Consider the following 25,646-nt stretch of genomic DNA (forward strand, 5'->3'; position numbering starts at 1 on the left):
AGGTTTGTGGAAAGTAAGTTGTTTTCATGAATAAGGGAGGAAAAGATGCTGATTGCTTAATTGTGTTGAACTAAAATTAAACAAAAATAATTATCTCATTAGGCTTTTACCTGTCTCATCGCTCATATAAATGCATCTTGGAGAAGTTAATATTGGATAAAAGGGTTGGGACAAAGCAACTTGTTGTTAAAAAAAACATTTTACTGAAGTAAAGTCTTTTAAAGGATTTAATGTGTCTTAATGAAGGTGGTTTTTCCTTGAAAGCAGATTGGTTTGGTAATTTATTTGCTCCAATCTTTTTATTAGATATATTTAATATTGAATCAGGAACAACTTCGTTGATTTAATAACATCTGACTACATAACTGCAACACTAACCATCTCAAGTTTTGAAAATTTTTTGTCTGCTATTATTTTTTCTTATCGGGTATACCTGCAAGCTTCTTGCCCAGCACCATGATAAAAAATGGATGAAGGAGTTTTGCTCGCCAGGTTTATCGGGAATGACGCCAAGCAAAGGTATTTCTTACGAGAAAAATATAGCTCCAAGTTATAGACTCACCTCTGTTTCCCACCTTGGAACAGAAGGGATAAATGGATCGGATAGGGTGGAGGAGCAAGAAAGAATGAAGCTAAAGCTGAAAGTTCCTGTCTGGAATGGAGATAACTTAAAAGTTGTGATGGGTTTCCGCTATTACAAGGAAAGTTTTGAATTTGATGATGACCGCTCTATTAATCTTAATTTACACCAAGATTTAGCTTCGTATAATTTACGTACCTTAGGTTCAGAGATCAACGTTTTGAAACCGTTTAGGGGAAATAAATACTTAATTGCTAGAGGTGCTTTTACAATGAGTGGTATGTTTGACAGCTTTAGCGAGTTGAATAGAGATTACCTAAGCTATTCCTTTACTACTCTTTTTGGCAATAAATTTAGTGATGACCTTGAAATGGGTTTGGGGATTTATTACTCCAATTCACTCGGTCTTCAGAGCATTTATCCCATAATGCTCTATAACCATAACTTTAATGAGAAGTGGGGGATTGAAGCAGTTTTGCCCAAAAAGCTGACCCTCCGGAGAAACCTTAACGAAAAGCAGCTGCTTTCCCTTCAAATAGCTGGGGAATCGGGCAAATACTTTATTCCAAATGCTGATTTTGCCGGAAGCGACAATCCTATTAACCTCCGAATGGAATACACTGATGTAAAGGTTGGGCTATCCTACCAACGTGAGATTTTCTCGATATTATGGGGAGGAGTCGATGTTGGATACCGCAAAAATCTAGATCTTTCATTTGCCAAATTCGGTTCTGACAGGCGTTCTTTTATCTACCAATCCGATGTTCGCGGCGGTCTTTTTGTAGACTTCTCCTTGTACATCACCCCTCCAAAAAAATTCAGGAAATAAACCTGTCTAGGTTGTTTTATCTTTGTTTCCCGTTTCGCTCAATAAACTAGAACTCTTTCTCGGGTAGCAGCAGGAGTAAAAGTTTTTCTACGGTAACATGCGTTGAGTCAAATTATTGACCCGTCCTTCATCTTAATGGCAGAAAGAATTAGGTTTACACCTACGGGAAATTGAAAAAAAATCGTAACAAAAGAAGCCTAGGAAGCGAGACTTAGCTGAAAACGAAAAGTTGGTATTAAAAAAGTTTGAAAGAAAAGTATCGATTTACCTTTCTCTTGTAGTTCGTATAAGCATCCCCATGTACAGATTCGAGATAGGCTTCTTCTTCTAAGATCATATGGTGGAAAACCCCAACTAATATAGCGTAAAGTATAAATATGATGGCGGATGGGAAAATACATATATATCCAAAAATCAGGATGTTGTAAGAGAAAAAGTAAGGGTTGCGGCTGACCCTATAAATACCCGTAGTTACCAATTCGGTTTTTTGATCATATTTGATGCCCACACGCCAGGAGTTTTTCATGGCTATTAAGGCAAGAATCCCCATGGCAAAACCAAAGGATACCAAAATTACCCCAAAAGTTTTTATAGCTGAAAAACCTGCTAGGCCTAGTTCTAAGATCCATGAAGGGCTTAGGACGGTCAGCCTCAAAAAGATAAGGAGATAGATCAAAGTTGAAACCAGGATTGACATCGTCAGCTTCAATGACTTCCCCTTGATGGACTGTTTTGTTGCTAGGTATGTTTTTAAATTTTTAGTGGCAAAGGCTAGGATGAAAAAAAGGAGGGTCGCTCCTAAATAAAACGTTAGTATCATTTTGTCTCAGTTGGATTTACTGCCCAAGATAGCAAGCAAATATTTCTTTTTCAAGATGCTAACATTGTTTTAAAATGCAATAAAGTTGCAAAATGTATTACTAATATCTTCTTGTCTAATAATTACCTACCCTTTTAAGTAGGAACAATTTATTCGATCCCAAACATAATCCCCACCATAACCCCCAAGTTATTTCTCCAAAGGTCGTAAGGGATGTGCTTCTGCGTAATTGAAAGGAGATTGACTGAATAGGTTGGACCGAAAACAAGTTTATTTTTTGTAGATACAGGATACGATACCAAGATTTTACTTTTACCCATTACTCCATGCGTGTCAAATGTTCCATGTTCTTGAAAGGTAAGTGTTGTTCCTTCGGTATGGTCATATGTATAGCCTTCAATTTGAAAGGCGTACATATATCCAGCTTCCAACATGAGGGTTAAATCCATTTTTTTGGAAATGCTCATTACGTAGCCAACTGCTAAACTTGCCGATAGGGTATTCAGCTGATTGTTGCTATTTAGTTCTGAAGTATTGAACTTTTCATGAAAAGAATGAAAGCCAAGGTCTACAGAATATCGATAGTTGTTGCGGTGAAGTGTGAGTATGGTACCCAGTCCATAGCTGGTTTTTTGAGAAGTTGCAGCATCTATCTCATCGTAATAGATACGAAAATCACTGTGGGCTTTTACGTAGTCAAATGCATAAGCTATTTCTACATAAGGTGTGATAGAGTAGCGTAATAGTTTCGGGGTTTCTTTAGCAGGCGTAGCTTGTGGCTTTACATATATTTGCTTTTTTATAATAACAGGTTTCTTTATGATATAAGTCGTATCATTTCGGATGATGATGCTATCCTGCTCTTGGGCAAAGACTAAATTGCAAAAGAGCAGAAAGGAAGTTAAGGTTATAAGTTGCTTGGTGAATGTCATTTTTTCGGAGGTAGTTGGATAGTGTCTGTTACAACAAGTGTATCTTGTATTATCACCACGGAGACTACTTTTTTCTTGGGCTTGAGAGTATCTTTTGGCTGATTAATAGAGTCTAACAGTTGAATTTGCCCTATTTCAGAAGAATCTATTACCAATGAGTCAACAGGTATTTCTAACGGTTCTATTAAGGAATCAGATGGCAATGGTTTAACTACTTCAGGAACAGTAATAAGTATAGGCTTTTCCTCAACTACTTTAGGCAATTCAATTTGAGAAGCCTCTTGACTGACCTTCGTTTCAGCTTTTTCTAGTGTATCGGGCATACTTTGGCTTGCTGTCTCTATAGCAAGAGTATCGGCTAATGATTGAGAGGAATCAACAGCTACTAATATATTAGCATTTTCTGGAGTGTGGCTAGACTGTATTTGTGTGTCATTTCCCGTTTTTCCCCAATTGAGAATTATCACTGTGATCACTGCACTAATTGCCAAAGCAATAGCTGAAACAGTAAAAAAGTTAAGGATATTCCACCATGGTTTTACCATTGATTTAGCCAGTATTTTTGTTTGCAATTCGTTCCAAAAACTAGCAGGTTTTTCTATTGATTTCCCTTCGAGTCCCTCAAAGAAAAGATCATCTATATCTTCAAAGTCTTTCATATTAATGAACTTTTTTTGTGGCTAAATCAACTAATTTCTTTTGGAGTATTATTCGGGCTCTCAACAACCTAGACCGTGATGTCTCTGTTTTTATAGAAAGTGTTTTTGCAATTTCTTTATGACTGTATTTTTCAAAACAATATAAGTTAAACACAATTTTGAAAGGCTCTGGAAGCGATTGCAATGTCGTTAATAATTCTTCTTGCGAAAAGTTCATGCCTTTTATCCCAACAGGCTCTTCGTTGTCTGGCTCAGCTATGTTTTCATCAATAGGCTCATCGGAAGCCATCAGCTTTTTTTTCTTTCGTAATGAATTCAATGCTTCATTAATCATAATGCGCCTTATCCATCCTTCAAATGACCCTTTTGCTTTATAGGTTTTTATCGATTCAAATACTTTAATAAACCCTTCTTGCAAAATATCTTTTGCCTCGTCTTCATTATTCATGTATCGTGTGCAAACCATCAGCATTTGAGGGGCATATTTGTTAAATAAGAAAGTGCAGGCATTTTGGTCATTTTTTGAACATGCATCAATCAATTCTTTTTCTTCCATTGAGTAGAATATGCTTAGACAAAGTCTAGTGAGTTACCTGTTGTATAACTGGGCAAAGATAGTATGGAAGATTTTATTATACATAATGCTTTTCGATTCAATTATTTTTCTCTCTTTTTTAGAGAGGTAACCTGTACATATTCAGCTAGATATAAACCATACCCGAAGCCCTTGTGAAAAAAATACAAAAAAAAGCGGGAACGAAATACAACTTGCAGCATCTATAGGGCAAAAGGATTTTGATTCTCTAAAACTAGTAAGGTACCTATTAGACTTTAGAGATATTCATTTATTAAATGGTTTTGATTTAAAACACAAATTTCATGAATAAGTCACTAATAAAAATATTTTATTTTCTGTTATCAGTTGGTAGTTATAGTTGTATCACAGAATACGATTGTGGTGAAGGAGGAAAAGGACCAGGCGAACCAACATCTGATCTCCCAGAAATAATTTACTCAACTCGACCTTATGGAACTCCTAACAGTGGATGGCTATTAGGGGATGCGTATATTTTTTCTGCAACAAAGCAGGGTGATGTTAGCGATGTAAATTTGATGTACGATGTGTCGTATAGCCCTTATACAACAGATATCGCCCTTAGCCCTGAAGGAAAAGTATATTGGAGTGAACCAAATTATAAAGATGATGAAAAAACATACCATCATTCGTTTGTAGAAGGAGATGTAGCAAGTAGCCCATACAAAAAAAATGTTTTTTCCTATGAGAATCCTGAAATGTTTGAGGTTAAAGAACTGACTTATCATTTGGGAAATATCTATTTTGCTGGGTCGACAAGCTCAGGTGGTGCTATTATTCTTCGTGGTAATATTAGCACACGACAGGTTGACACTCTCTATCAGCGAACTTCAACTGATAAGGTAGAAATTGGTGGGATTAAATTTATGAACAATACTATTTATTGGGTGGAATATGATAAGGGTTCAAATTCAATGAGATTGCTAGAAGGCGATTTTACCAGTAGTAAAATAGTGCACGAACATGCGGGCATTAACCCGACCTCTTTTGCCATAGATACAAAACGTGGTAAAGTGTATGTGGTGAATAATATCTCCTATATTCCTGACCCGGAGAACTCAGAGGATGAACTGTACGTGGGAAACCTAGATGGTTCGGGGGACTTAACCAAAGTTGATTTTGATGCCCCCATGGTAGATATGGTAGATATAGAAGTCGATGCTTATGGCAAATACCTTTACTGGATGGACAGATCGCTTGATTTTGAAGAAAAAAGTGTTTTGTTGCGTGTGCCGCTCAGCGAATTTCCAGACAATTCGAATGTAGAAAAACTGTATGAAATGGAAGCCTGTTATTCCTTCGAATTGGTTTCTGAAGAGTGGTAAATGTTATAATTATTAGCAAATCAATAAATTTTAGGTTTGCTAATGATTGCACAAAAAGCAGCTTCAGATAGAACATTAATGTTCTATCTGAAGCTGCTTTTTTAAAGTGTATATAACTTTTTAGTAGTTTTTTTGAGTTCAGCTTGGGGTAAAAATTGGTCTGAAATAGTCAAAATTGCATGTAGGTTATTTCTCAATTTGTCCAAATCAATTTCCTCAGGTTTTAGTGCAGTTTGTAACAGGTGTAGCGCCATATCTGCCAATAAGATCCGCTGCTTTTCTAGCCATTCGGCATCTTCCTTTCCCGCTGGATTATTGAGGTAGCTTTGCTCTACCACGCTATGTATTTCCCAGCTTGTTTTTATCAATTCCTTTTTTTGTGTTTCCGTCATATTGTTAAATGTTTTTTATCTAAGTGCTAATCTTGTTTTTCGAATTATATCTATTTTGAGGCTGTCAAGAAAATATAAAAGAGACACTAACAAAAGCGAAACGAAGAAGGTTTCTTTTAAGCCGTCAACCCTCTTCTCTTAGAGGGTTGACGGCCATTTTACAAACCAATAAATGCGAATACATGCTAGACAAAACGAAGAAATTCGCCATTAGCGAACATGCCAACTGCAACCATATGTACGATGGGAAACCTTATGCTACTCACCTGCAAATGGTTGCTGATGTGGCAGAACGCTTTCTATACCTCATCCCTGAAGCAAAACGGGAGACGGTGCTGTGCGGATGTTGGGTGCACGACCTTATAGAAGATGCAAGGCAAACCTACAACGATGTGAAGAAAGAAACTAACGAAGAGATAGCCGAGCTCGCCTATGCGCTCACCAACGAGAAAGGGAAAAATAGGAAGGAGCGAGCAAACGATAAATATTACCAAGGTATTCGGGAGACTCCTTTTGCGTCATTTATAAAAATGTGCGACAGGATAGCAAACTTCGAATATTCAAAAAAATCGAGGAGTAGAATGACGGAAGTCTACAAAAAGGAAAATGCGGAGTTTATCAGTAAAATTTATGTAGAAGGGCTGGATGACATGGTTGATTACCTGAAACACTTATGATAAATTAATGTGTACTATACCATTTTGTAATTATTACTTGCTATTTCAATACTGATTAGTTTCTATCTTTGAACCACACAACTAAAGTCTACATAGCACGAATGATTCACAGAACAAAACAAACCATCTTTTTACTCCTCCCTTTTCTTTTTTTATTTGCCTGCAAAGATGAACCAACCCCTGTTGGAAGTAAAACGGGAGAAAAAGAGCAGTTAACCATCTTTTTTCTCAACGATCAGCACGGGCAGTTAAATGACTTCCCCAAAGTGAAGTACTTGGTAGAGAAGGAGAGGGCAGCCAAAAATACTTTACTGGTATGTGCCGGAGATATCTTCTCGGGAAACCCAATAGTCGACCAGTATTCGGAGAAGGGCTTCCCTATGGTAGATGTGATGAACAAGGTCGGGATAGATATTTCGGTGTTGGGAAACCATGAGTTTGACTACGGGATAGATGTGTTGAAAGAGCGAATGGGACAGGCAGAGTTCGAATGGGTCTGCGCCAATGTAGATATGCTGAATAGCGGAGTGCCTCAACCAAATGCCTTCAAAACCTTGGAAGTAGGGGAGTTGAAAGTAACTTTTCTGGGCTTGGTGGAAACCTTTGGAAAAGACGACGATATCATTCCTTCTACCCATCCTTGGCGAGTAGCCCAGCTGTCTTTCGAAAGACACTACGATATAGCTGGTGATTTTGAGCAACTTAAAGATGAAGAAGATGCTGACTTGCTGATAGCGCTTACCCATTTGGGGTCGAGTTCAGATATTTCCCTAGCCGAGGATTTCCCTTTTTTCGATGCGATTATTGGCGGGCATTCCCACGAAGTGATCGATAGAAAAATAAATGGAATTCCCGTGGTGCAGGCAGGCTCATATCTTTCGTATTTGGGGAAGATGGAATTGACTATCCAAGACAGGGAGATCGCAGAAACATCTGTGCAGTTCATTAACCTCGACACGGCCAGTTCTTACGATGAACCCTTGGCAAAAGTGATAGCGGATTACAATGATGCGCCCGAGTTCGATAAAGTAGTAGGCTTTGCCAACAGCCATCATTCAAGGAATGAACTAGGTTGCTTTTATACGACTGCCCTAAAAGAATACTTCGGGACGGATATATCCTTTCAAAATGGCGGCGGAATTCGGGCGAACATTGATGAAGGCGACATTACCGCTTTGGAAATCTTCAACATGGATCCGTTCAACAATCAAGGGGTGGTATTTACCCTAACAGTAGGGGAGATCAAAGAATTCTTTGCCCAAACAGGTGCAGGCTTGCATGTTTCGGGAATATCATTGGAAAGGGATGAAAGGCGCGTTGTCATCCGTGATGAAGCTGGAAAGGAACTTAGTGATGACGAAACCCTGACCATAGGCATCAATGATTATATTCCTGCCGTGTACGACAGTTATTTTTCCCTAGAAAAAGCAGAAATAAAAGAGATTACCACAGCCGAGGCAATCATCCAGTATCTTTCCAACAACCCAACGGTAGATTACGAAGGCTGCTCAAGGTACTTTGATTATGATAATTGATTAGAAAATACAGTTTTTCAACTGCTTAAGTATTTGTTTTATAAGTATTTAAGTAGTTGAAAAAGTTGATACTCTTCAATGCATTTGGTGTTTCATTCGTGATCTTTTAATCTTCATTTTTTGGAGCATCCATTCAGGATATTCAGAGCTGTCTTCTGCATTATAGATACGCACATGTTGGGATTCATCAGCTTTAATTAATTCATCTTGTTTGCAGTTAAGGATATTTGCTGCCGCTTGCACACCAGAGTAAGTTGCCCCAGCCACACCATGTGCCATTATACTTGCGCCGCATAGGTGCAAATTTTCGATTTCACTTTCTGCTTTAAAAGCAAAAGGTCCAGTTTGCTTGAAACTCTTCTCTGTGCCGTAAACGTTGCCTTCAGTTGAATTAACATAAAACTCATTCGTCAATGGAGTGCCCAGTTCTTGCAGTACAATTTTACCACTGATGCCAGGCAAAACTTTTTCGAGTCCATTGATGATTTTCTTAGATAAGGTTTCTTTAAACTCTAGATATTTCTGAGAGCGTTGATTTTCTTTTTCCTTAAATTGTCCGAATGATTCACGGTTGATGAACGTGACAACTTCAAGCACATGGTACCTGCCATCAAAACTTGTTGGGTCTTTAAGTGTGGTGCAACTGATAAACAATCCTGGGAACTCATCGCCCGATGCAATGTCAATTTTCATCATTTCTTCAAAGAGGTCATCCGTATCTTTGTCAGTCATCATCCATATATTACCCGAATCAAGCCCTGCTTTGCGCACGTCCATATCTACAGTCAAAAATAGCATGAGTGAAGTACATGAATACTTTGTCTTGGCAAGCTTCTTCGACAGTTTGGGGCTGAGGTTATCTTTGCCTACCAGGTTAAGATAGGTGGTGTTAGGATCCGCATTAGAAATAATTCTTTTTGAATAAATTTTTTCTCCGTTCTCAAGTTCTACCCCAACGGCTCGTTTTTGTTTAGTTCCTTCCAATAGAATACGTTTCACTTTCTGGCTCGTTCGTACTTCGCTGCCATTGTTTTTGATAGCCTTAGTCATTGCCTTTACAATAGCACCACCACCTCCCATCGGATAAAAACCTCCACCAGCATAATGATCCATCACAGCACAATGCAGTGGAAAGCTTGCCTTGGCAGGTGACAATCCATGATCTCCACATTGTACGTTCAAAATTTTCTTTAACAATGGGTCTTTGATATGCCAATCAATGACTCTTTTCAGACTAAATAAGCCATACTTACCTAAATGCCTCGTACGCCAAGCAATAGTGACGTTATCCCAAAAGCCACTCATCTGAGGAATGAGATGTAACTGGCTGCTTACGTTACGCACCGTAGTGAGATACTTGGCAAGCCCCTTTTTTTCCTTAGGAAAACGTTGGGAAAGTGACAGGAATAATTCATCAAAACCCGCAGGCATGTCAATACGGTCATCACCTATCCAGCAATGTTCATAAGAAGCTGGGTTCATTTGAAAAAAAACCAAGTCATTTGCAATTCCCAGTCCTTCATACAGTAGGCTTGTTGATTTGCCTTTTCCAAGCGACCCTATGTAGTGCACTCCGGGGTTAAAACGATAGCCATTCAAGTAAAAATTATGGCACCAACCACCTGGTACATCATGCTGTTCAATAACCAGCACACGCTGGCCAGCGCGAGAAAGACAAATTGCTGAGGAGAGGCCTCCTGCACCTGAACCGATAATAATAGTATCTATTTCCAAATTTTCTTTTTTACTGGCGTGTATTTACTTGTTTATTATCTATACTACTTCTAGCTTCCTTCAACAATTTCTTACAACATTCGTGTATTTGCAATTGGCATATATGTCGTAATATAATTATAAACTTGATTTTTTTGTAAAAGTCATTATTCTAAATAAACCATTTCAACTATACACCATCCATAGAGACAATACATGCCATGGGTCTACGGGTACCAGCTCAACTAGGGGGGGATATCGCTTTTCTTCTGCTTGAGTTATTGTTTTTCTTAGTACATGACAAAAAGCAAAACAACTTTATACTTATCTGCAAAAGAGTACTTTCAACCATTGTTATCCCCTTGGACAATTTAAGTATCTAAGCTAACTTGCGGGACCATTTAATAAACTCCACTGGGCTTACATAGTATGCTAGTGGCTACCGTAACAGAAGAAGCAAAAAATTCGATTAAATTAACTAATGGCTTACTACAACCTGGCTAGAAAGCGTATAGAACGAATATATAGAATAGGTAAATACATTTTATATAAAGAAACACTTGTTGATTTTAAAGATAAGTTTTGGTCGTTTTTGGGTTCTTTTTTCGGCATTGGAATTATAGCCCTTATCCAAAGTGCCTACCTAACCGAAAATGACAATGTGTTTTTAATTGGTTCATTTGGTGCAAGCTGTGTGTTGATTTATGGCGCAGTGCAAAGTCCATTGGCCCAACCAAGAAACCTGATAATAGGGCACATGGTAAGTGCTATAATAGGCGTAACCGTTTGTCAGTTTTTGCCTGACATCATCTGGTTGACCGTGCCTTTGGCAGTATCACTTTCCATTATAGCTATGCAATATACCAAATCGTTACACCCACCAGGAGGCGCAACGGCTTTAATAGCGGTAATAGGCTCAGAAAAAATAAAAACGTTAGGCTATTTATATATTGTTTTCCCTGTTTTATCAGGAGTGGTTATTTTATTTTCAGTTGCTCTCATTACAAATAACATGACTTCAAAGAGAAAATATCCAAACGATGGACGGTTTTCACGGAATTTAAAATGGATAACAACTCCAATCAGTCATTATTCACAAAAAATTAAAGTAAAAAGAGCAGATTAGATACAGACAAAAATGCTCTTTGGTATTTGTTATTCCCAAGCCGATTTTACTTTTACCAGCTAGTGCCATATTTTTCTTTCGGCTCAGTTAAAAAAAATATTTATAAGTGAGACCCTTGAATCGGACAGGCATTTCTGAAGTTGTTTGCAGCAAAATAGATGGAATTTAAATAGGCTCTTAATCAAATAGCGCTACAACTCTTGCTGGTGCCGCTGATGCCCCAACAATTTTTAGAGGGAAAACGGCAATTTTGAAACCATTGTAAGGAAGTTCGTCTAAGTTCACTAACTGTTCCATATGGCAATATTCTTTGTCTTTCCCTACTAAATGAGCCTCCCAAAACAATTCTGAATCATTAGTTTCTTTTGCTTTTTTCAGCATATAGGGCAAGGGCAAATCCCATCCCCAAGAATCAATACCCATAACTTTTATTCCACTATCAATGAGCCACTCCGTTGCTTCAGCGCTCATTCCGGTCCCTATCTTATGAAAATCTTTTGTGCCATTAAACTTATCTCTTCCCGTTTTAATAAGAACAATCATATTTGGCTCTATAGTCAATTCATTTTCATTTATGAACTTCTTGATATCGGCTACAGTAATCGGGTCAAAATCTGCTTTATGTTTCATATCGATAACTAAACCCTCTCCATAACACCATTCTAGAGGTACCTCATCTATAGTCTTAGATTTTTTTCCATTGGTTGTTGGGCAATAGTGCCAAGGGGCATCTATATGTGTGGTAGAATGTACTCCCATTTTTTGTATGGTATCATCTGCCCAGCCAATAAAACCCTTGGGAAACAGTCTAAATGGAAGTCCTAAAAAGCGAATTAGCCATTTAGCTTTTCGATGCGGTTTATGTTTTATTTTAACTTTCATAAACCAAGGGTCAGATTTATTGTATTTGATCGGCTTAGATAAATCTACAATCTTTCTCTTTGTTGTCATTGTTCTACTTTGTTGTATGTAATTATTTGAGGGCGGGATAAGTGAATAATAAAAAGTGGGTTAAATTAAATGTAAAATGCAAAAGTATAGCCCCTTCAATCCTTTTAGACTTATGATACATATAACCATAAAATATCCCCGCCAATGCAGCTGAAATTATGTAAACGACCCCTCCTTTATAGTGGACCAGTCCAAATAGAGCAGAAGCAACGGATATACTTATAGCTGCTGTGTATTTTCCCTTTGAAAAATCAGCTATTCTTTGTTGAAGAAGCTTTCTGAACAGAGCTTCTTCGGCCATACATGTAAAAAATAAGTTGGCAAGAATCCATGCCGGAGTAAAGTAAGGGAGCTTTGGGTCAAATTTAGAATAACCTAATGTTATTGCTAAAACAAAGAAAACAAGGATCATCAATACTAGATTGATAGCTAGTAATTTTAAAATCGGTCGCAACTCTATTTTCTTATAGTCAAAGCTAAAGCCAATTATACATACCCCTACTAAAGTTTTATCTAAATTGAAATACAAACTATAAGGGGTAGAACTAGCTGTTAGCGTAATATTATGCAGATACCTATAATTGTTGAAGCCGAGAATTGGGAGATGGATAAATAAGGGGATGGATAAAGCTAACACTACAAAAAACAGCCATATGTTCTTTGTTTGATAAAAGTAATAGACAGAAAGCCCAAAAAGCAGCGTATAACCTAATGATATAAATGAAGCTTTTTCAAATATGATAGCTAGAACGAATGAACTAGCTAATAAAAACATCCATAAAGGTATTTTATTAAATAGCTTGAGCCGTACCCATATAGAAATAACACTAAACAATAATAAACCATATATTAAAATAATACTTACATCCATAAGTTTATTTCCTGTTTTTTCAGTTTTGGGTCTGTTTGTGAAAGTTATATAATGGCAATAATAAGTATAATTATAACACTTTCCATGAAAGTGCGTGCGCCTTGGAAGCTAGTTTACCTATATCCATCCATTAGGTCACTGATGGACTGCTATTGCCTAAGGCATACCTTGTCTCTAACAAATGGTTGTTTTCAGGATTGAATGGATGTTGCTATAATTCCCTCGGTGTAGTTGTACCAAGTTTCTAGCTCTTCGTTGCCCTGTTATCAAACTTGGTTATTTTAAATAATTGCACTGTTTAATATTTCGGAAATTGCGATTTGTTACTTCTTGTTCCTCAAGATAATGGGATATCATTTAATAAAAATAGCGACAAGGTATCCTTGTCGCTACGGGTTATGGGTGAGACAAAAACTTATAATGCTACCTATCCTGAACTAGGACATGCAATTTTTGACTTGAACCATCTTTAAAATATACATTTAAAATGTACTGTCCAGAAATTAGTTTTTTGTCAAAAACTAATGCTAAGTCCGATTCAACATTATTTTGAAAACTCTTTTCATAAACCATTCTACCAAGAATATCTACCATAGAAATATACTCTACATCACCAGCATCTAAGCCATCTAATGCAATATGGATATCATCCCCACTAGTAGGGTTAGGGTAAACTATAATATTACCTCTTCTATTATGACTATCTAAAGTAACTGTACGTACATTGCTATATTCATGCTTTCCATCATAATCCACCTGTCTTAATCTATAATAAGTGGTGCCACTATAAGGGTAGTTATCTACATAGCTATAATTGATCAATTGATTGCTTGAGCCTGCTCCATTTACTTTGGAAAATACCTCCCAGTCCAAACCATTTTTAGATTTTTGCAATTCAAAATAATCATTATTGAACTCAGATGCAGTTGTCCAGTTTAAATGTGTTTTATTATCTATTAAAGATGTACTAAAAGACACCAGCGAAACGGGTAAAATTATAGAACAATTTATATCGGCAGAAGCTGGGCTCACTGTTATTGCGGTTATTGCAAATCTATTCGAACCACTAGTTGTCATGCCAATTTGATTGTTATCAGTGCCCACAATAGGAGAAGCTTTCGATGCCAAACCAAATCTGTAAGTTGCCCCTGATCCTTGGTCGTCCACTTCCTCAGTAGTGCCATACGCTCCATTAGTAAATGCGTTTTCGTTACCATGGGATCCCATTACTAGCATAAAATCTTCATCAGTTTCGGCTGATAATGACACAGATAAGTTATTGGTATCTCCTGTAGCACTGTCATTATCATAAATTGGGTTGGTCTGGTTCACCCCTTCTAAGGTAATGACAACAACAGCAAAATTGGTTACAGTACCATTGTTGGTTACAATTATATCATAGCTTACACCATCTGTAAGGGCTGACAAGGCCAACTCGTCTAAATAGAAAAATTGCGTATAATTATTTCTGCTACCATCAAATGCCTCTGCCAGAGGACTAGCCGCTGTCATGGCAATCCCTCCGTAAGTAATGTCAGTTACGTTGTGGAAGCCAGTATCATCCTCACCAGAAACCCCTATCACTAATAGCCTGCGTTCTCCAGAAAATAATTGGTACGCACCGATTGTTGTTACAGTACCAGTATTATCGGAATCGACCGAGAATACCGAGCCTGACACTGATGAAGCGGGACCACATCCATTGTCTATACTGTAACTAACAGTAACCGTAGTAGCCGAATTGTTGCAATCTGTAACTACATCAGCATTAACATCTATGGTAATATTTCCTGAACCGGTTGGTGTTATATCGGCTGTATAGGTATTCCCATCCACAGCAACAAAATTGGATGCTGTTCCATTCCCAACAGTAATATCTCCGATTACAAAATCTGTTACATCAGTATCAAATTCGAATGTAACATTAAATGCAGCTATTGTTGAAACTGAAGATGGCGCTCCAGAAATTACTACGTCTGGGCAAGTTGAACAATGAGCCGCTACTACAAAGCCTACCATTACGTTTTGTACGTTTGTATTCCCGTTATCAGACACTATCTGATTTGAGCCTACATTTGGCGTGCTGTTGGCAGCAAGTATATTCCTGAAGTTCCCAGCATTAACATCAAAGGACTCTATTGCCCCTGTCACAGTTACATTATTCCCCGCATCCCCATGGATATTCATGGCAACGATGAAGTCTGTAGTGGCATTCGCAGTCAAATCAATATCTACATTATCATCAGTCTCGTTGTCACTGGCATTATCAAGTATGAGCGCTGTTTGGTCTACATTTTCCAACAACATCACATTCAAGGCAAAGTCCCCGACATTCCCATTGTTGGTTACTACGATGTTATGATTTCCAATACCTAAGCCTGCAAGATCAGATTCTGCCAAGTAAAAAAATCGGGCAAAAACACTTGTTGCCCCATTTTGTGTGTGTTCAGCTAGATCCGTAGCAGCATTCATCGGTATGCCCCCATACGTAACACCCGTTACATTATTATCACCATTATTGTCCTCTCCGCCCACACCGACGACGAGCAACCTATTTGAAGCAGGCCTTAGCTGGTAGCTGTGGCTCGAGGTAGTCCCCGAAGTGTTGAAGGTGCTCTCTGAAGATGTCACTATCCCCACAGGGTCGCAACTATAGCCACAAGTAGCTTGTGAGACTACAAAGCCTACCATTACGTTTTGTACGTTTGTATTCCCGTTATCAGACACTATCTGATTTGAGCCTACATTTGGCGTGCTGTTGGCAGCAAGTATATTCCTGAAGTTCCCAGCATTAACATCAAAGGACTCTGTTGCCCCTGTCACAGTTACATTATTCCCCGCATCCCCATGGATATTCATGGCAACGATGAAGTCTGTAGTGGCATTCGCAGTCAAATCAATATCTACATTATCATCAGTCTCGTTGTCACTGGCATTATCAAGTATGAGCGCTGTTTGGTCTACATTTTCCAACAACATCACATTCAAGGCAAAGTCCCCGACATTCCCATTGTTGGTTACTACGATGTTATGATTTCCAATACCTAAGCCTGCAAGATCAGATTCTGCCAAGTAAAAAAATCGGGCAAAAACACTTGTTGCCCCATTTTGTGTGTGTTCAGCTAGATCCGTAGCAGCATTCATCGGTATGCCCCCATACGTAACACCCGTTACATTATTATCACCATTATTGTCCTCTCCGCCCACACCGACGACGAGCAACCTGTTTGAAGCAGGCCTTAGCTGGTAGCTATGGCTCGAGGTAGTCCCCGAAGTGTTGAAGGTGCTCTCTGAAGATGTCACTATCCCCACAGGGTCGCATTGAGCATACAGAAGTGAACTCAACTTTAGTGAGAATATGAATATGATTAGTAATCTTTTTTTCATTTAGGGTTGACTGATATAGTTATAGTATAATAGCTTATGAATTGTATTTTTTGGAGGAAAATTTTAAATATTCGGTTACACAAACGCATAACGTCTTATCAATCTTTGTTATTGGATTCTTTTTAAAGAAGTTGTGATTCTTAATAAAAAATTAAGGTAATAGTATATATTATATGTTGTATTCTATGTTTATTTGTCCGGAATTGCTTTTAACAAAAAGCAGGAATATAAACTATTTTAGATTTGAGTCTTCTTACTATAGTTATGGAAGGGTATTTCCTTGTTATAAGGTATGCTAATAGGTTGATTCTCTGCTTTCGGTATTTGAGCAAGATATCCAGAAAACATATTTTTGATCCTGTACACTAGTATTGTAGCTTACAGGAATAGATGGTGCATTATAGAAAGAAAAAAAAGCCAAAAAAAACTGAAGTGCACCCCAAATGTATAGTTTAACTTTTTGGGGTGCACTTCAGTTTCGCCAGGCTTTCTAGTGTTGCTAAAATGAATGCGGAACTATGCCTTTTTGAGCTTTCGCTTTTTCCATGCTTCTATAGTTCCCTCGGTGTGGCAGAACCACGTTTATAGACAAAGAAGACTTTTTTATCGTCCGTCCCTACCAATCAATTGGTCTATAGTCTTTTAGGAACTTACCGCACCAGTGCTTGCCAGTGTTTATACCGTCGAAAAGTGGGTCTAATACTCTTGCTGCTCCGTCCACAATGTCCAGCGGGGGCTGGAAGTCGTGGAGTTCTTCTTTCCGCTTGGCTAGTTCGGCAGGGTCTTCGTCTGTTACCCAACCCGTGTCTACCGCATTCATGTAAATGCCGTATTTGGCAAAGTCTGAAGCGGCGGTATGTGTCATCATGTTGAGGGCGGCCTTTGCCATATTGGTGTGCGGATGCCTATCTTCTTTGTGCCAGCGGTGGAATTTTCCTTCCATGGCCGAAACGTTGATGATATGCTTCATGCCCGTGTTCTCTTTTTTCATGAGGTTGGCCAAACGGTTGCAGAGCACGAACGGCGCTACCGAATTGACGAGCTGCACTTCCAGCATTTCATTGGTATGGATCTCACCCAGTTTCAATCTCCAGCTATTAGTCTTTCTCAGGTCGACTTGCTGCAAATCGGCATCCAGTTTGCCAATGGGGAACACCTCTTCGGTAGGCAGTGAGTTATCGATACTGTACGGAATCTGGGAAAGCTTGGCGGAGGCATGCAAGCCTATTCCTATTTGTTTTCCATGCCAGCTTACGGGCAAGTTTTTCTGCTCGTTTTTGGAAAATGTTTCGCTAAGAGACCTTAGCTCTGTCAAACATGCGGTATGGTCGGTAAGCAGTTCTTGCGCATAGGCGGGCAGCTCTCTTGTTGGCTTTTCTTCGTTGGCCATAAGGTGGTGGTAAAAACCTGCGGGCCTTCTTACGGTCTGAGCTGCGTTGTTTATCAATATGTCGAGCCTGTCGTATTGCTGCTCAATAAAGTTACAGAAAATTTCCACGCTTGGTATATGCCTGAGGTCAAGCCCGTGGATTTTCAGGCGATGTCCCCATTCTTGGAAATCGGACTCTTTGGAATATCTCAAAGCCGAGTCGACGGGGAAGCGGGTAGTGGCAATCACGGTTGCGCCAGCGCGAAGCATCATCAGCGTGATATGGTATCCAATCTTGAGCCTAGAGCCTGTCACCAAAGCAACTTGCCCCCTGAGGTCAGCCGTTTGAAAACGCTTGGCGTAGTTGAAATCGCCGCATTCCTTGCACATGGTATCGTAGAAATGGTGCAGCCTGTCAAACTTCGTTTTGCATACATAGCATTCCCTTGGCGATTCCAACTCCACTTCCTTTTCTGCTTCTTTTCCCGTGAGGGCAATCATGGCTGGAGCTTCAAATACAATTGCTTCTCGGGCAGATCGGATACCCGTAGCGTTACGTGCTTGTTTGTCTTTGAGTCTTAGCTTTTTCTTTTCCTCTTTTTTTGCAGCCCGCTTGCGTCGGGTAAACTCGTCTTTATTTGGCCGTGAGAACTGCCCCGCTGCCATAATAAGGGCAAGGCGTTTGTCTTTCGGAATATCGAAAATCTGATTGGTATCTGTGTTCAGCTTCTCCAAAACTGCCAGACATTGATCTATTTGTTCTGGTGTGACTTTTTCTTGTTTGTCCCCACTTTGTAATTCTTCCATCATAGCGTATGTTTATGCCGCAAAAGTAGTAATAAATAAATCTCAAATGCTATAAGATAAGCACGTTGCTTGTTTCTAATGCGATTGAGAGTTACTGGTTTTGTTATTTTTGGGGAGAAGAGTAAGCTGGTAAGAATTAATGAGATCACTCAAAGTGATCTCATTAATCTGTATTGGTATAAGAAATAGAGAATAAGACGTTATTTCCCCATAAAGCAAGGTGCTATGGTTTCATTTTTGCAACTGGATGTTTGAAGAGAAACCGGGGAAGAAATAACAAACAAATGACAAAGAGAACTATCAAGATCGTATTTATTTGGATGATAATTGGGTTTTTGGCGCAGTCTTGCGGACCGCCTATGTGCCCATTAAAACCCTCAGAAAAAGGAGGGAGTGGTTGCAATGTTCGGATGCAGCATGTGCACGGAGGAGAAGTGTATAAGGGGAAAGCGTGGTACAAGCCGCAGCATTTGAAATATGGGCAGAAGACCAAGCAGCCACCCAAGCATAAGTATAAAAAAACACCTTTTTGGAAAAGGATATTCCAGCCAAGGAAAAGTAAATGTATCAATAGGCAGCCTAGTTAAAACTAGGCTGCTTTTTTTGTTATTTATCAAGGCGTTATCATTTTCTGGTCAACTAACACTTCAATTTTGAAACCCGTATTTAGAACCAGAAACCAGTACTATGTTTTAAACATACTTCTCTGCTCGCATCATAAGCTCCATGCAGGCTCTGCCGTTGTGATAGGGGCATTTCCACAGCCCGGCTTTGTCTTCCTCTCGGTATGGTTTTCCTTCTTTGCTTACCTTAAAATGCCATTCTCCATCTTTTCGGTCCACAATGAACTTTGAGAGGTATTCCCAGGTTTGCTGGGCTTGGGCTAACCACTTTTCCTCTTTGGTGAGCTGCCATGCATTTACGAAACCAACTACCGCTTCGGCTTGTGGCCACCAATGCTTGTCGGTATCGAGCTTACCGCTGGCATGCAGTTCATAATATAGGCCGCCGTCTTCATCAATACCTTTTGCAAGCGTAGCTTCCGCCATTTTCACGACAACGGTCTCTACTTGTTTTATCAGGCTTTCGTCGCCAAGGGCTTCGGCAGCTTCTTGCAATAACCAACTTCCCTCTATATCGTGGCCATAGGAAACACCTTTTGATTTCAGGTGCCAATATTCATCAAAGAACAAGTTGAAATGGAAGGTTTGCGGATCGATGAATTTTTCTAGGAAAAGCTCAATCAGGTTTTTCAATTGCTTTTTCAACAGCGGGTCGCCCCACACCTGTACCAAAGTGGTATACGCCTCCAATACATGCAAGTGCGTATTCATTGTCTTCTTCTCGTTGGCATCCTTTTCGCTAAGGCGGAGATCCTCCATTAGTTGCCAATCTTTGGTATAGGCTTCAAAGTAGCCGTTTTCTTCGGTGTCAAAACTGTGCTTTTCTATGAGGTGGAAAAGGTTTTTTGCCAGCTCTAAGCTTTCAGAGCTTCTTGTTGCTTTGTAATAAGCCGTAAGGGCATAAATGCCAAAAGATTGGGCGTACACTTGTTTTTTTGTGTCGAGTGGCTTGCCTTCAAAATCAACCGACCAATAAACCCCACCAAGTTCTTTGTCAAAGAAATGGGTTTTGAGATAGCCATAAGCCCGCTGGGCAGATTCTAAATAGTCGGGATTGGGAGAGAGGAAGTAGGCTTCGGAAAATGTCCAAAGGATTCGGGTGTTGAGCACTGCACCCTTGGGCGCATTTTTTACTAGCTGGTTAGCGCCAGTGATCTGCCCGTAAAAACCACCGTTTTCGTGGTCTGTCATTCTGTCCATCCAATAGGGGAGGATGCGTTCGAAAAGCTCGCTAGAAGCTTCTTCTTTCAGTTGTTGTAAAATCATTGTTACATTTTTAAATGTTCATTTTCAATTGTGTTAGTTATCTCATCCCTATTAAAAAAAATCTCCTGCAAATCTAATCAGAATAGACTTACAGGAGAGTTGATTATAGCTATCTTGTTGATTTTATTTTTCACTTTGAACAAACACCGATTCATAAGGTGAAACCTGAACTTGATCGCCTTGTTTTAGGCTTGTGTTTCGGCTGCTGAATAATATATTTTCAAACCTTTTGGGGATTTCTATATTTTGGATTTTTTCACTTAGGTTATGAATAACAAGCACTTCTTCCTTTTCATATTTTCTAATAAAAACGAGCAGGCCAGGTGCTTTGGTTTGGTATTCGACCAACTCGCCAGAAGTGAGTGCTTTAGAGCGGTTTCTTAATTGGATAAGGGCAATGTATTGATTGAGCAGGGAGTGTGAATTTTCCAGCTGTACCGAAACAGGATCAACAGTGTTGTCGGTACTATGGATAGCTTCTTCCCATTTAGTTCTAAACTGATCATTTTCTTTAGTGTCCCACAAGAATGGTTCTCTGATATTTTCATCGGGCTTCTTGCCTCGCATACCTATTTCTTCACCGTAGTAAATGTAAGGAGTGCCGGGGAGGGAAAGCAATATGGCCGACGCTAAGCCGGCTTTTTCGAGGTTATTATCGAGCATGCTCATGATGCGGTTCTGGTCGTGGTTGCTTAAGAACACGGCATCCTGGAAATCGTCGGTCACGGCTTGGTATTTTGCCATGGTGGTGAGATAAGCCGAGGTAAGTGTCGTGTTTTCATCCACTTCCCAAGCAGAGCCTTCTATGTAGGCAGAGACATTTTTTTCACGTTTTACCGATTCTAAAATGCTGAATGCCATATCGAAATTGAACATGGCGGGAAGCCCTTCGGTAAACGGGGCAATGAAATCCGATTTGTCCCATACTTCGCCTACTATGTACACATCTGGCTTTATTTTTCTCATAGAAGCCTTGAAAGATTTCCACCATTCTACATTGTCGGTCACCCGATGGTCTTCGTAGATATGCTTGGCGGCATCCATCCTAAACCCATCTACACCAACTTCCTCAAGCCAAAACTTTCCAATGTTGATCACTTCTTCCCTCACGGCAGGGTTGTCGTAGTTGAGGTCGGGCATCTGCCCAGTGAAGTAGCCGTAGTATTTTTCTTCGCTCCCTTCCGAGTCGTGCCATTGGGTGATGTTGTCAGAGTCGCCCGTGGCTTCTTTTTCCATCGAACTGATGCTGTCAATTTGTGTTTTAGTTGCCCAAATGTAATAGTCCCTGTACGGATTGTCTTTTCCTTTTTTCGATTCTAAAAACCAAGGATGCTGATCGCTGGTGTGGTTGATGATCAGGTCAATGATGATTTTTATATCGTGATTGTGGGCTTCTTGCACCATTTTCTTGAAGGTGGGCAAATCGCCATAGTTGGGGTGGACATCTTTATAATCTACCACATCGTATTTGTGGTAGGATGGAGAAGGCATAATTGGCATTAGCCAAATGGCTTTGATGCCTAGGTTTTGTAAATATCCTAATTTTTGGGTGATGCCATTTATATCGCCAATTCCGTCGTTATTGGTATCGGCAAAAGATTGGGGGAAGATCTCGTAAGTTACGGCATCTGGAAATGCACAGACTTCTGTGTTGGAAAGTAATGTTTTATCTACATAAAACCCTTTTCCTTTTTTCTGTTCGCAGCTGCTTATAAATATCATACAAATGGTTAAAAGGCCAATACTGAATTTTAGTCGATTTTTCATATTTATAAGATTTGTGATACCGAAATTGGTAAGGTAAAAAATAGATTTGTAAAAAATGGAAATCATTGTTTAATACTCAAATAACCGAGTGCATAAGGCAATAGTTTTAGGTAGAAAACGCCATGGTCAAAAGGGATTTCTTGTTTTGGTAAGTTATCAAAATTGGATACATCTTCCATACAAGCTTCTACATTTGTTTCGTCTAAGCTGAAAAACGTGGCATTAGTCCCTTCTATCTGTACTTCTATTTCTTGCTGTTTGTGAGAGAAGTTAGCAATGCAGAGCCAAAGCGTTTCCTTTTCTTCTATTGCCAGCCCATCCGCCATAAGTGGGTGGCTGCTTTTTAAGGTAAGGAGCCGTCCGTTGGTTCTTTTCATCACTTCTCTAAATACGTAGTACATAGGAAAAACTTCACCGGCTTTTGCCCTAAACTTCTGTGGGTGAGGACTGTCTTTTTTGCCCATCATGATACCGCCAGGGCCTACCGTGTTGTAATACGTAAGGTGGCGTGCCCCAGCTTCGGTCAAGTATTTCAAGCTCCCTAGCGTCCAGCAAGCTCCGTACAATGACATTTGCCTTGGGTCGTAGAGAGAAGGGAGACCCCTTGGGGGCTTGGTGGTAAGTGGGCTAGTGGCATCAGGGTTAAACCGGGGCTTTAGGGTTATTGGGGAAATGTGGACTGGTTGCCCCCAAGAAAATTGCCTTGCCGAACCTACGGTGTAGCCCTGTGCTTCCAAGGTTTCTGTAAGAGAAGGGTTGTCGAAAGCATGTACCTGTGGATTGAGGGAATAGGTAAGGAAATCGAGCCAGTTTATGGGTACTCTGTCTTTGTTCAGTTCAGCAAAATAGGCATTGGTGCCTGCACCTATCAGAGAGTCTGGAAAGTTTCTCTGAAGAATTCCTAGTACCGACTCTATCAGTTCGTCGGGCGTTACTTTATGGGTTGCGCTATAAATGTTTATTGCAGAGATATCATATTTTTTAGCGTATTTCACGTATTTCTCAACTTCTTTCTTGGCATTTTCTGTAAAGAAGAGTGCCGACTCCAAAGAAGCCCCGAGCGACTCGGCTATAGAAGCTCCTTTTTTAAGATGTGAATGCCAATTTCGTTGGTTGAAATGGGTTTCTAACCGATAATGTGTAAAACGAGCTTGCTTCAACAAAGCGAGCTCTTTGTCCGATTTCCTGTTTTTTTGCTGTAGTTCTAGTCCAATTGATGGCAGAGGTATCCTTTTTTTTGAGTGTCTGTCAATAGAAAGGCTGACATGATCGGAATCGGAAGTATATATAGGCAAATCGCCTTTAAGTGACAAGCTTACCTTTTGCTTTACTTGCTCGCCTTTTTCTATTAAAACAGGAAAAGGGGCTGAAAGTGGGGTGCAATGGAGCTTGTAAGAAGCGTCTGTCCAATTGCGTTGATCTTTCATCTCAAATACATCACCTTCAAACTCTAAAATAGCCATGCTGTCTTTGCTAAGCTTCCAATCAAATTGAGCAATATTTTCAAATGGTTGGTGGGGGCTTATAAAATTGGGGAAGGAACTGTCCGTTCGGTTTCTGTCGGGGTCGGTAACGCTACATTGCTCTCCGGCAAAGTTCTTTATAGGGTTGAGGACACAAAATCCTATCCTATTTTTGTGGAAAGAAGTAAGGGCTTCTCCACTGATGGAAAAGGTGATGTCATTATTTGACTTGCCTTCAATTATACATTTCCACAAAAACGATATTTCGTTTTGCTGGCAAAGGCAATCGTAGGTGATCTTGAAAGAATCATCTTTTTTCTCAATCTTTTCGTTACTGATTTTATGTGGGAGCGTTCCCCAGTTCTCATCTCGGACCGCATGATAGATCATGCGGATTATTTCATAATCACCAAGGCTGATGTATCTCAAAAAACCATTTTCATAGAGCATCGATAAGTCGCCCGCTCTTAGCATCACCGGCTCTTTTATAGGCTGTGTGGTTCCGTAATAAAAAATTTCTTTGCTTCGATGCATATTGCTCTGGAAAAAATGTAAGGTAAGTGCAACTGCATCAAATTAGGTGAATTTGTTGAATTTCAAAACAAAAACCACAACAAATCTTTGTTGTGCTAAGGTAAAATGAGCTAGTCGCTTATTTACCGATTCTGATCCTTTCTATAAAGTCCTCTTTTTGGGAGGAAATATCTCCAATGACCAACTGTTTGTTATTAAAAATATCCCTAGTGGAATGGAGCAGGCAGATGGGCAATCCGTAGCCAAGAGGGTAGAGGGTTTCCATAGCTTGCACATCCATTTTGCTCAACCGCTCTATTGCCCCACCATTTGGAGAGATAAACACTCTTCCGAAATCGAGGTTTTCCAAAAAGCTTCTAAATGTTTTGCCATAGAACAAATGGGGAAAGTCCTTTGAACCATTTTCTAGCACAAAAATGATGTTCTTGCCTTTTTGGGCTAAGGCTTGTGCAATTTGTTCTTCTTTGTTTGCAGGGTTTATTTCAAAAATCTTGTATCGATCTTGTTGGGCACACCAGTCAAGTTGGGCTTGGGGGAAATTTTCTCCACGTTCTACTACCGCAACCAACGTATCCACCGGGCCAGGAGAGGCAGGAGGAGAAGGTTTCATGAGTTTGCCAGAGTGTTGGAAGTATGCGCAGATAGCTTCTGCCATTCCCGAGCTTCCGGCCAAGAGTTGCGTCCCTTGCTTTTTGAGCTCGCACACCAGTTTCCCCACTTCTTGGAGGTGCTCTTCTTTAAGAATATCAAACAAAATGAATTCGCCCGATTCAGTATGCAAGTCTCTGAAAGATTCTACCCAATTAGCATTATCTTTTATTTCCAATGAAAACACATCGAAAAGTTTGACAGGCCTGTAGGTTTGTTTGGCTAAGATGGCTTGCACATCGCTGTTGGAGGCAGTATTTGCGTCCTTTTTTAGCATTTGGTAATTACCTTTTTCCTTTTTGAACAGGCAGCCAAAAACACTTAAACAGTTTTCGGAAGGGGCCGCCATTAGCAGGGGAATGAAGTTAGAAGGATAAAATTCGTAGGCGAGGTCAATGGCATGGCCGATGCTTCCGTGGGAAGGTTCTGCATGAAGTGCATAATCGGTAACATACTGGAAAAAACCCGCATTAAGGTCGCTTATATCTTCCAAAACCTCGGGCAGCTTTTCTTCCATTTCCTCAGGAGACATTTGCGCACTATTTCCCAAAAGACCTAACGCGCCAATTCTGCCAAAAAGTTGGTTTTGGTTCCATTCGTCTTTCAACCTGAACTTTTCTACAGTAGAAGCGCTAGGAGCTTGTGTGAATAAGGCTACGGGCAAGCCGTTGAGGGCAAGCTTCATGGAAAAATCGAGGGAAGAAGCTAGGCTTTCGCCATAAAAACCGAGTAAAATCTGTGAGTCGCGCATAGTTATGCTGTTTAAGTTGGTTATTG

At 39.8% G+C, this 25,646-nt stretch carries 20 protein-coding genes; 6 read left to right on the top strand and 14 right to left on the bottom strand.

Features of this window, described 5'->3' with window-relative positions:
• Positions 1 to 470 precede the first annotated feature (470 nt).
• The gene (locus tag R9C00_12710; protein WPO38315.1) at positions 471 to 1,409 is read left to right on the top strand and encodes a DUF6268 family outer membrane beta-barrel protein; all 939 of its coding nucleotides are present in this window, start codon (positions 471 to 473) and stop codon (positions 1,407 to 1,409) included.
• 235 nt (positions 1,410 to 1,644) lie between these two features.
• On the opposite strand, the gene R9C00_12715 is transcribed toward R9C00_12710, so the two are convergent.
• The 4 genes from R9C00_12715 to R9C00_12730 form a co-directional block, all read right to left on the bottom strand.
• Positions 1,645 to 2,229, bottom strand: a complete 585-nt coding sequence (locus R9C00_12715) for an isoprenylcysteine carboxylmethyltransferase family protein (GenBank protein WPO38316.1) — start codon at positions 2,227 to 2,229, stop codon at positions 1,645 to 1,647.
• A 149-nt stretch (positions 2,230 to 2,378) separates the two neighbouring features.
• Positions 2,379 to 3,161, bottom strand: a complete 783-nt coding sequence (locus tag R9C00_12720; protein ID WPO38317.1) for a hypothetical protein — start codon at positions 3,159 to 3,161, stop codon at positions 2,379 to 2,381.
• Complete coding sequence (locus tag R9C00_12725) at positions 3,158 to 3,820, bottom strand: hypothetical protein (GenBank protein ID WPO38318.1); 663 nt, start codon at positions 3,818 to 3,820, stop codon at positions 3,158 to 3,160. Before R9C00_12725 ends, R9C00_12720 begins: the two co-directional genes overlap by 4 nt.
• A 1-nt stretch (position 3,821) precedes the next feature.
• Positions 3,822 to 4,376, bottom strand: a complete 555-nt coding sequence (locus R9C00_12730) for an RNA polymerase sigma factor (GenBank protein WPO38319.1) — start codon at positions 4,374 to 4,376, stop codon at positions 3,822 to 3,824.
• A 323-nt stretch (positions 4,377 to 4,699) separates the two neighbouring features.
• On the opposite strand from R9C00_12730, the gene R9C00_12735 reads away from it, so the two are divergent.
• Entirely contained in the window at positions 4,700 to 5,740 is a 1,041-nt protein-coding gene (locus R9C00_12735; protein ID WPO38320.1) for a hypothetical protein, read from the top strand.
• Positions 5,741 to 5,841: 101 nt separating this feature from the next.
• Here the strand turns inward: R9C00_12735 and R9C00_12740 are convergent, their stop codons facing one another.
• Entirely contained in the window at positions 5,842 to 6,132 is a 291-nt protein-coding gene (locus R9C00_12740; GenBank protein ID WPO38321.1) for a hypothetical protein, read from the bottom strand.
• A gap of 182 nt (positions 6,133 to 6,314) precedes the next feature.
• Here R9C00_12740 and R9C00_12745 point away from each other — a divergent pair, with 182 nt between their 5' ends.
• Together R9C00_12745 and R9C00_12750 are read left to right on the top strand one after the other, a co-directional pair.
• Positions 6,315 to 6,809: a phosphohydrolase gene (locus R9C00_12745; protein WPO38322.1), complete on the top strand. Its 495-nt coding sequence runs from the start codon at positions 6,315 to 6,317 to the stop codon at positions 6,807 to 6,809.
• 101 nt (positions 6,810 to 6,910) lie between these two features.
• Positions 6,911 to 8,344, top strand: coding sequence for a 5'-nucleotidase C-terminal domain-containing protein (locus tag R9C00_12750; GenBank protein WPO38323.1), 1,434 nt, complete (start codon positions 6,911 to 6,913; stop codon positions 8,342 to 8,344).
• Between the two features lie 75 nt (positions 8,345 to 8,419).
• On the opposite strand, the gene R9C00_12755 is transcribed toward R9C00_12750, so the two are convergent.
• On the bottom strand, positions 8,420 to 10,078 hold the full coding sequence (locus tag R9C00_12755; protein WPO38324.1) for an NAD(P)/FAD-dependent oxidoreductase: 1,659 nt from the start codon (positions 10,076 to 10,078) through the stop codon (positions 8,420 to 8,422).
• A gap of 460 nt (positions 10,079 to 10,538) precedes the next feature.
• Here R9C00_12755 and R9C00_12760 point away from each other — a divergent pair, with 460 nt between their 5' ends.
• A complete protein-coding gene (locus tag R9C00_12760) occupies positions 10,539 to 11,183 on the top strand; it encodes an HPP family protein (protein ID WPO38325.1) in 645 nt (214 codons plus the stop codon).
• 177 nt (positions 11,184 to 11,360) lie between these two features.
• On the opposite strand, the gene R9C00_12765 is transcribed toward R9C00_12760, so the two are convergent.
• The 4 genes from R9C00_12765 to R9C00_12780 form a co-directional block, all read right to left on the bottom strand.
• Positions 11,361 to 12,134 carry a cyclase family protein gene (locus tag R9C00_12765; GenBank protein WPO38326.1) on the bottom strand — a complete coding sequence of 258 codons (774 nt, stop codon included), beginning with the start codon at positions 12,132 to 12,134 and terminating at the stop codon, positions 11,361 to 11,363.
• A gap of 22 nt (positions 12,135 to 12,156) precedes the next feature.
• A complete protein-coding gene (locus R9C00_12770; GenBank protein WPO38327.1) occupies positions 12,157 to 13,005 on the bottom strand; it encodes a type II CAAX endopeptidase family protein in 849 nt (282 codons plus the stop codon).
• Positions 13,006 to 13,428: 423 nt separating this feature from the next.
• A complete protein-coding gene (locus R9C00_12775) occupies positions 13,429 to 16,392 on the bottom strand; it encodes an Ig-like domain-containing protein (protein ID WPO38328.1) in 2,964 nt (987 codons plus the stop codon).
• A gap of 616 nt (positions 16,393 to 17,008) precedes the next feature.
• Positions 17,009 to 18,571, bottom strand: a complete 1,563-nt coding sequence (locus tag R9C00_12780; protein WPO38329.1) for an SDR family oxidoreductase — start codon at positions 18,569 to 18,571, stop codon at positions 17,009 to 17,011.
• A gap of 281 nt (positions 18,572 to 18,852) precedes the next feature.
• Between R9C00_12780 and R9C00_12785 the strand changes: the two genes are divergently transcribed.
• Positions 18,853 to 19,155: a hypothetical protein gene (locus R9C00_12785; protein WPO38330.1), complete on the top strand. Its 303-nt coding sequence runs from the start codon at positions 18,853 to 18,855 to the stop codon at positions 19,153 to 19,155.
• A gap of 105 nt (positions 19,156 to 19,260) precedes the next feature.
• Here the strand turns inward: R9C00_12785 and R9C00_12790 are convergent, their stop codons facing one another.
• The 4 genes from R9C00_12790 to R9C00_12805 all read right to left on the bottom strand — a co-directional run bounded on the left by R9C00_12790 (position 19,261) and on the right by R9C00_12805 (position 25,620).
• Positions 19,261 to 20,457 carry an AGE family epimerase/isomerase gene (locus tag R9C00_12790; protein ID WPO38331.1) on the bottom strand — a complete coding sequence of 399 codons (1,197 nt, stop codon included), beginning with the start codon at positions 20,455 to 20,457 and terminating at the stop codon, positions 19,261 to 19,263.
• Positions 20,458 to 20,580: 123 nt separating this feature from the next.
• Positions 20,581 to 22,179, bottom strand: coding sequence for an alpha-amylase family glycosyl hydrolase (locus R9C00_12795; protein WPO38332.1), 1,599 nt, complete (start codon positions 22,177 to 22,179; stop codon positions 20,581 to 20,583).
• Positions 22,180 to 22,286: 107 nt separating this feature from the next.
• On the bottom strand, positions 22,287 to 24,221 hold the full coding sequence (locus R9C00_12800) for a hypothetical protein (GenBank protein ID WPO38333.1): 1,935 nt from the start codon (positions 24,219 to 24,221) through the stop codon (positions 22,287 to 22,289).
• Positions 24,222 to 24,339: 118 nt separating this feature from the next.
• On the bottom strand, positions 24,340 to 25,620 hold the full coding sequence (locus R9C00_12805; protein ID WPO38334.1) for a four-carbon acid sugar kinase family protein: 1,281 nt from the start codon (positions 25,618 to 25,620) through the stop codon (positions 24,340 to 24,342).
• Between the last annotated feature and the right edge of the window lie 26 nt (positions 25,621 to 25,646).

This window comes from Flammeovirgaceae bacterium SG7u.111, assembly GCA_034044135.1.
Classification (GTDB): Bacteria; Bacteroidota; Bacteroidia; order Cytophagales; family Flammeovirgaceae.

Bases quoted from the DNA above. Each gene is read 5' to 3' on its own strand.
- R9C00_12710 (WPO38315.1), top strand. From the start codon at position 471: ATGAAGGAGTTTTGCTCGCCAGGTTTATCGGGAATGACGCCAAGCAAA.
- R9C00_12715 (WPO38316.1), bottom strand. From the start codon at position 2,229: ATGATACTAACGTTTTATTTAGGAGCGACCCTCCTTTTTTTCATCCTA.
- R9C00_12720 (WPO38317.1), bottom strand. From the start codon at position 3,161: ATGACATTCACCAAGCAACTTATAACCTTAACTTCCTTTCTGCTCTTT.
- R9C00_12725 (WPO38318.1), bottom strand. From the start codon at position 3,820: ATGAAAGACTTTGAAGATATAGATGATCTTTTCTTTGAGGGACTCGAA.
- R9C00_12730 (WPO38319.1), bottom strand. From the start codon at position 4,376: ATGGAAGAAAAAGAATTGATTGATGCATGTTCAAAAAATGACCAAAAT.
- R9C00_12735 (WPO38320.1), top strand. From the start codon at position 4,700: ATGAATAAGTCACTAATAAAAATATTTTATTTTCTGTTATCAGTTGGT.
- R9C00_12740 (WPO38321.1), bottom strand. From the start codon at position 6,132: ATGACGGAAACACAAAAAAAGGAATTGATAAAAACAAGCTGGGAAATA.
- R9C00_12745 (WPO38322.1), top strand. From the start codon at position 6,315: ATGCTAGACAAAACGAAGAAATTCGCCATTAGCGAACATGCCAACTGC.
- R9C00_12750 (WPO38323.1), top strand. From the start codon at position 6,911: ATGATTCACAGAACAAAACAAACCATCTTTTTACTCCTCCCTTTTCTT.
- R9C00_12760 (WPO38325.1), top strand. From the start codon at position 10,539: ATGGCTTACTACAACCTGGCTAGAAAGCGTATAGAACGAATATATAGA.
- R9C00_12765 (WPO38326.1), bottom strand. From the start codon at position 12,134: ATGACAACAAAGAGAAAGATTGTAGATTTATCTAAGCCGATCAAATAC.
- R9C00_12770 (WPO38327.1), bottom strand. From the start codon at position 13,005: ATGGATGTAAGTATTATTTTAATATATGGTTTATTATTGTTTAGTGTT.
- R9C00_12775 (WPO38328.1), bottom strand. From the start codon at position 16,392: ATGAAAAAAAGATTACTAATCATATTCATATTCTCACTAAAGTTGAGT.
- R9C00_12780 (WPO38329.1), bottom strand. From the start codon at position 18,571: ATGATGGAAGAATTACAAAGTGGGGACAAACAAGAAAAAGTCACACCA.
- R9C00_12785 (WPO38330.1), top strand. From the start codon at position 18,853: ATGACAAAGAGAACTATCAAGATCGTATTTATTTGGATGATAATTGGG.
- R9C00_12790 (WPO38331.1), bottom strand. From the start codon at position 20,457: ATGATTTTACAACAACTGAAAGAAGAAGCTTCTAGCGAGCTTTTCGAA.
- R9C00_12795 (WPO38332.1), bottom strand. From the start codon at position 22,179: ATGATATTTATAAGCAGCTGCGAACAGAAAAAAGGAAAAGGGTTTTAT.
- R9C00_12800 (WPO38333.1), bottom strand. From the start codon at position 24,221: ATGCATCGAAGCAAAGAAATTTTTTATTACGGAACCACACAGCCTATA.
- R9C00_12805 (WPO38334.1), bottom strand. From the start codon at position 25,620: ATGCGCGACTCACAGATTTTACTCGGTTTTTATGGCGAAAGCCTAGCT.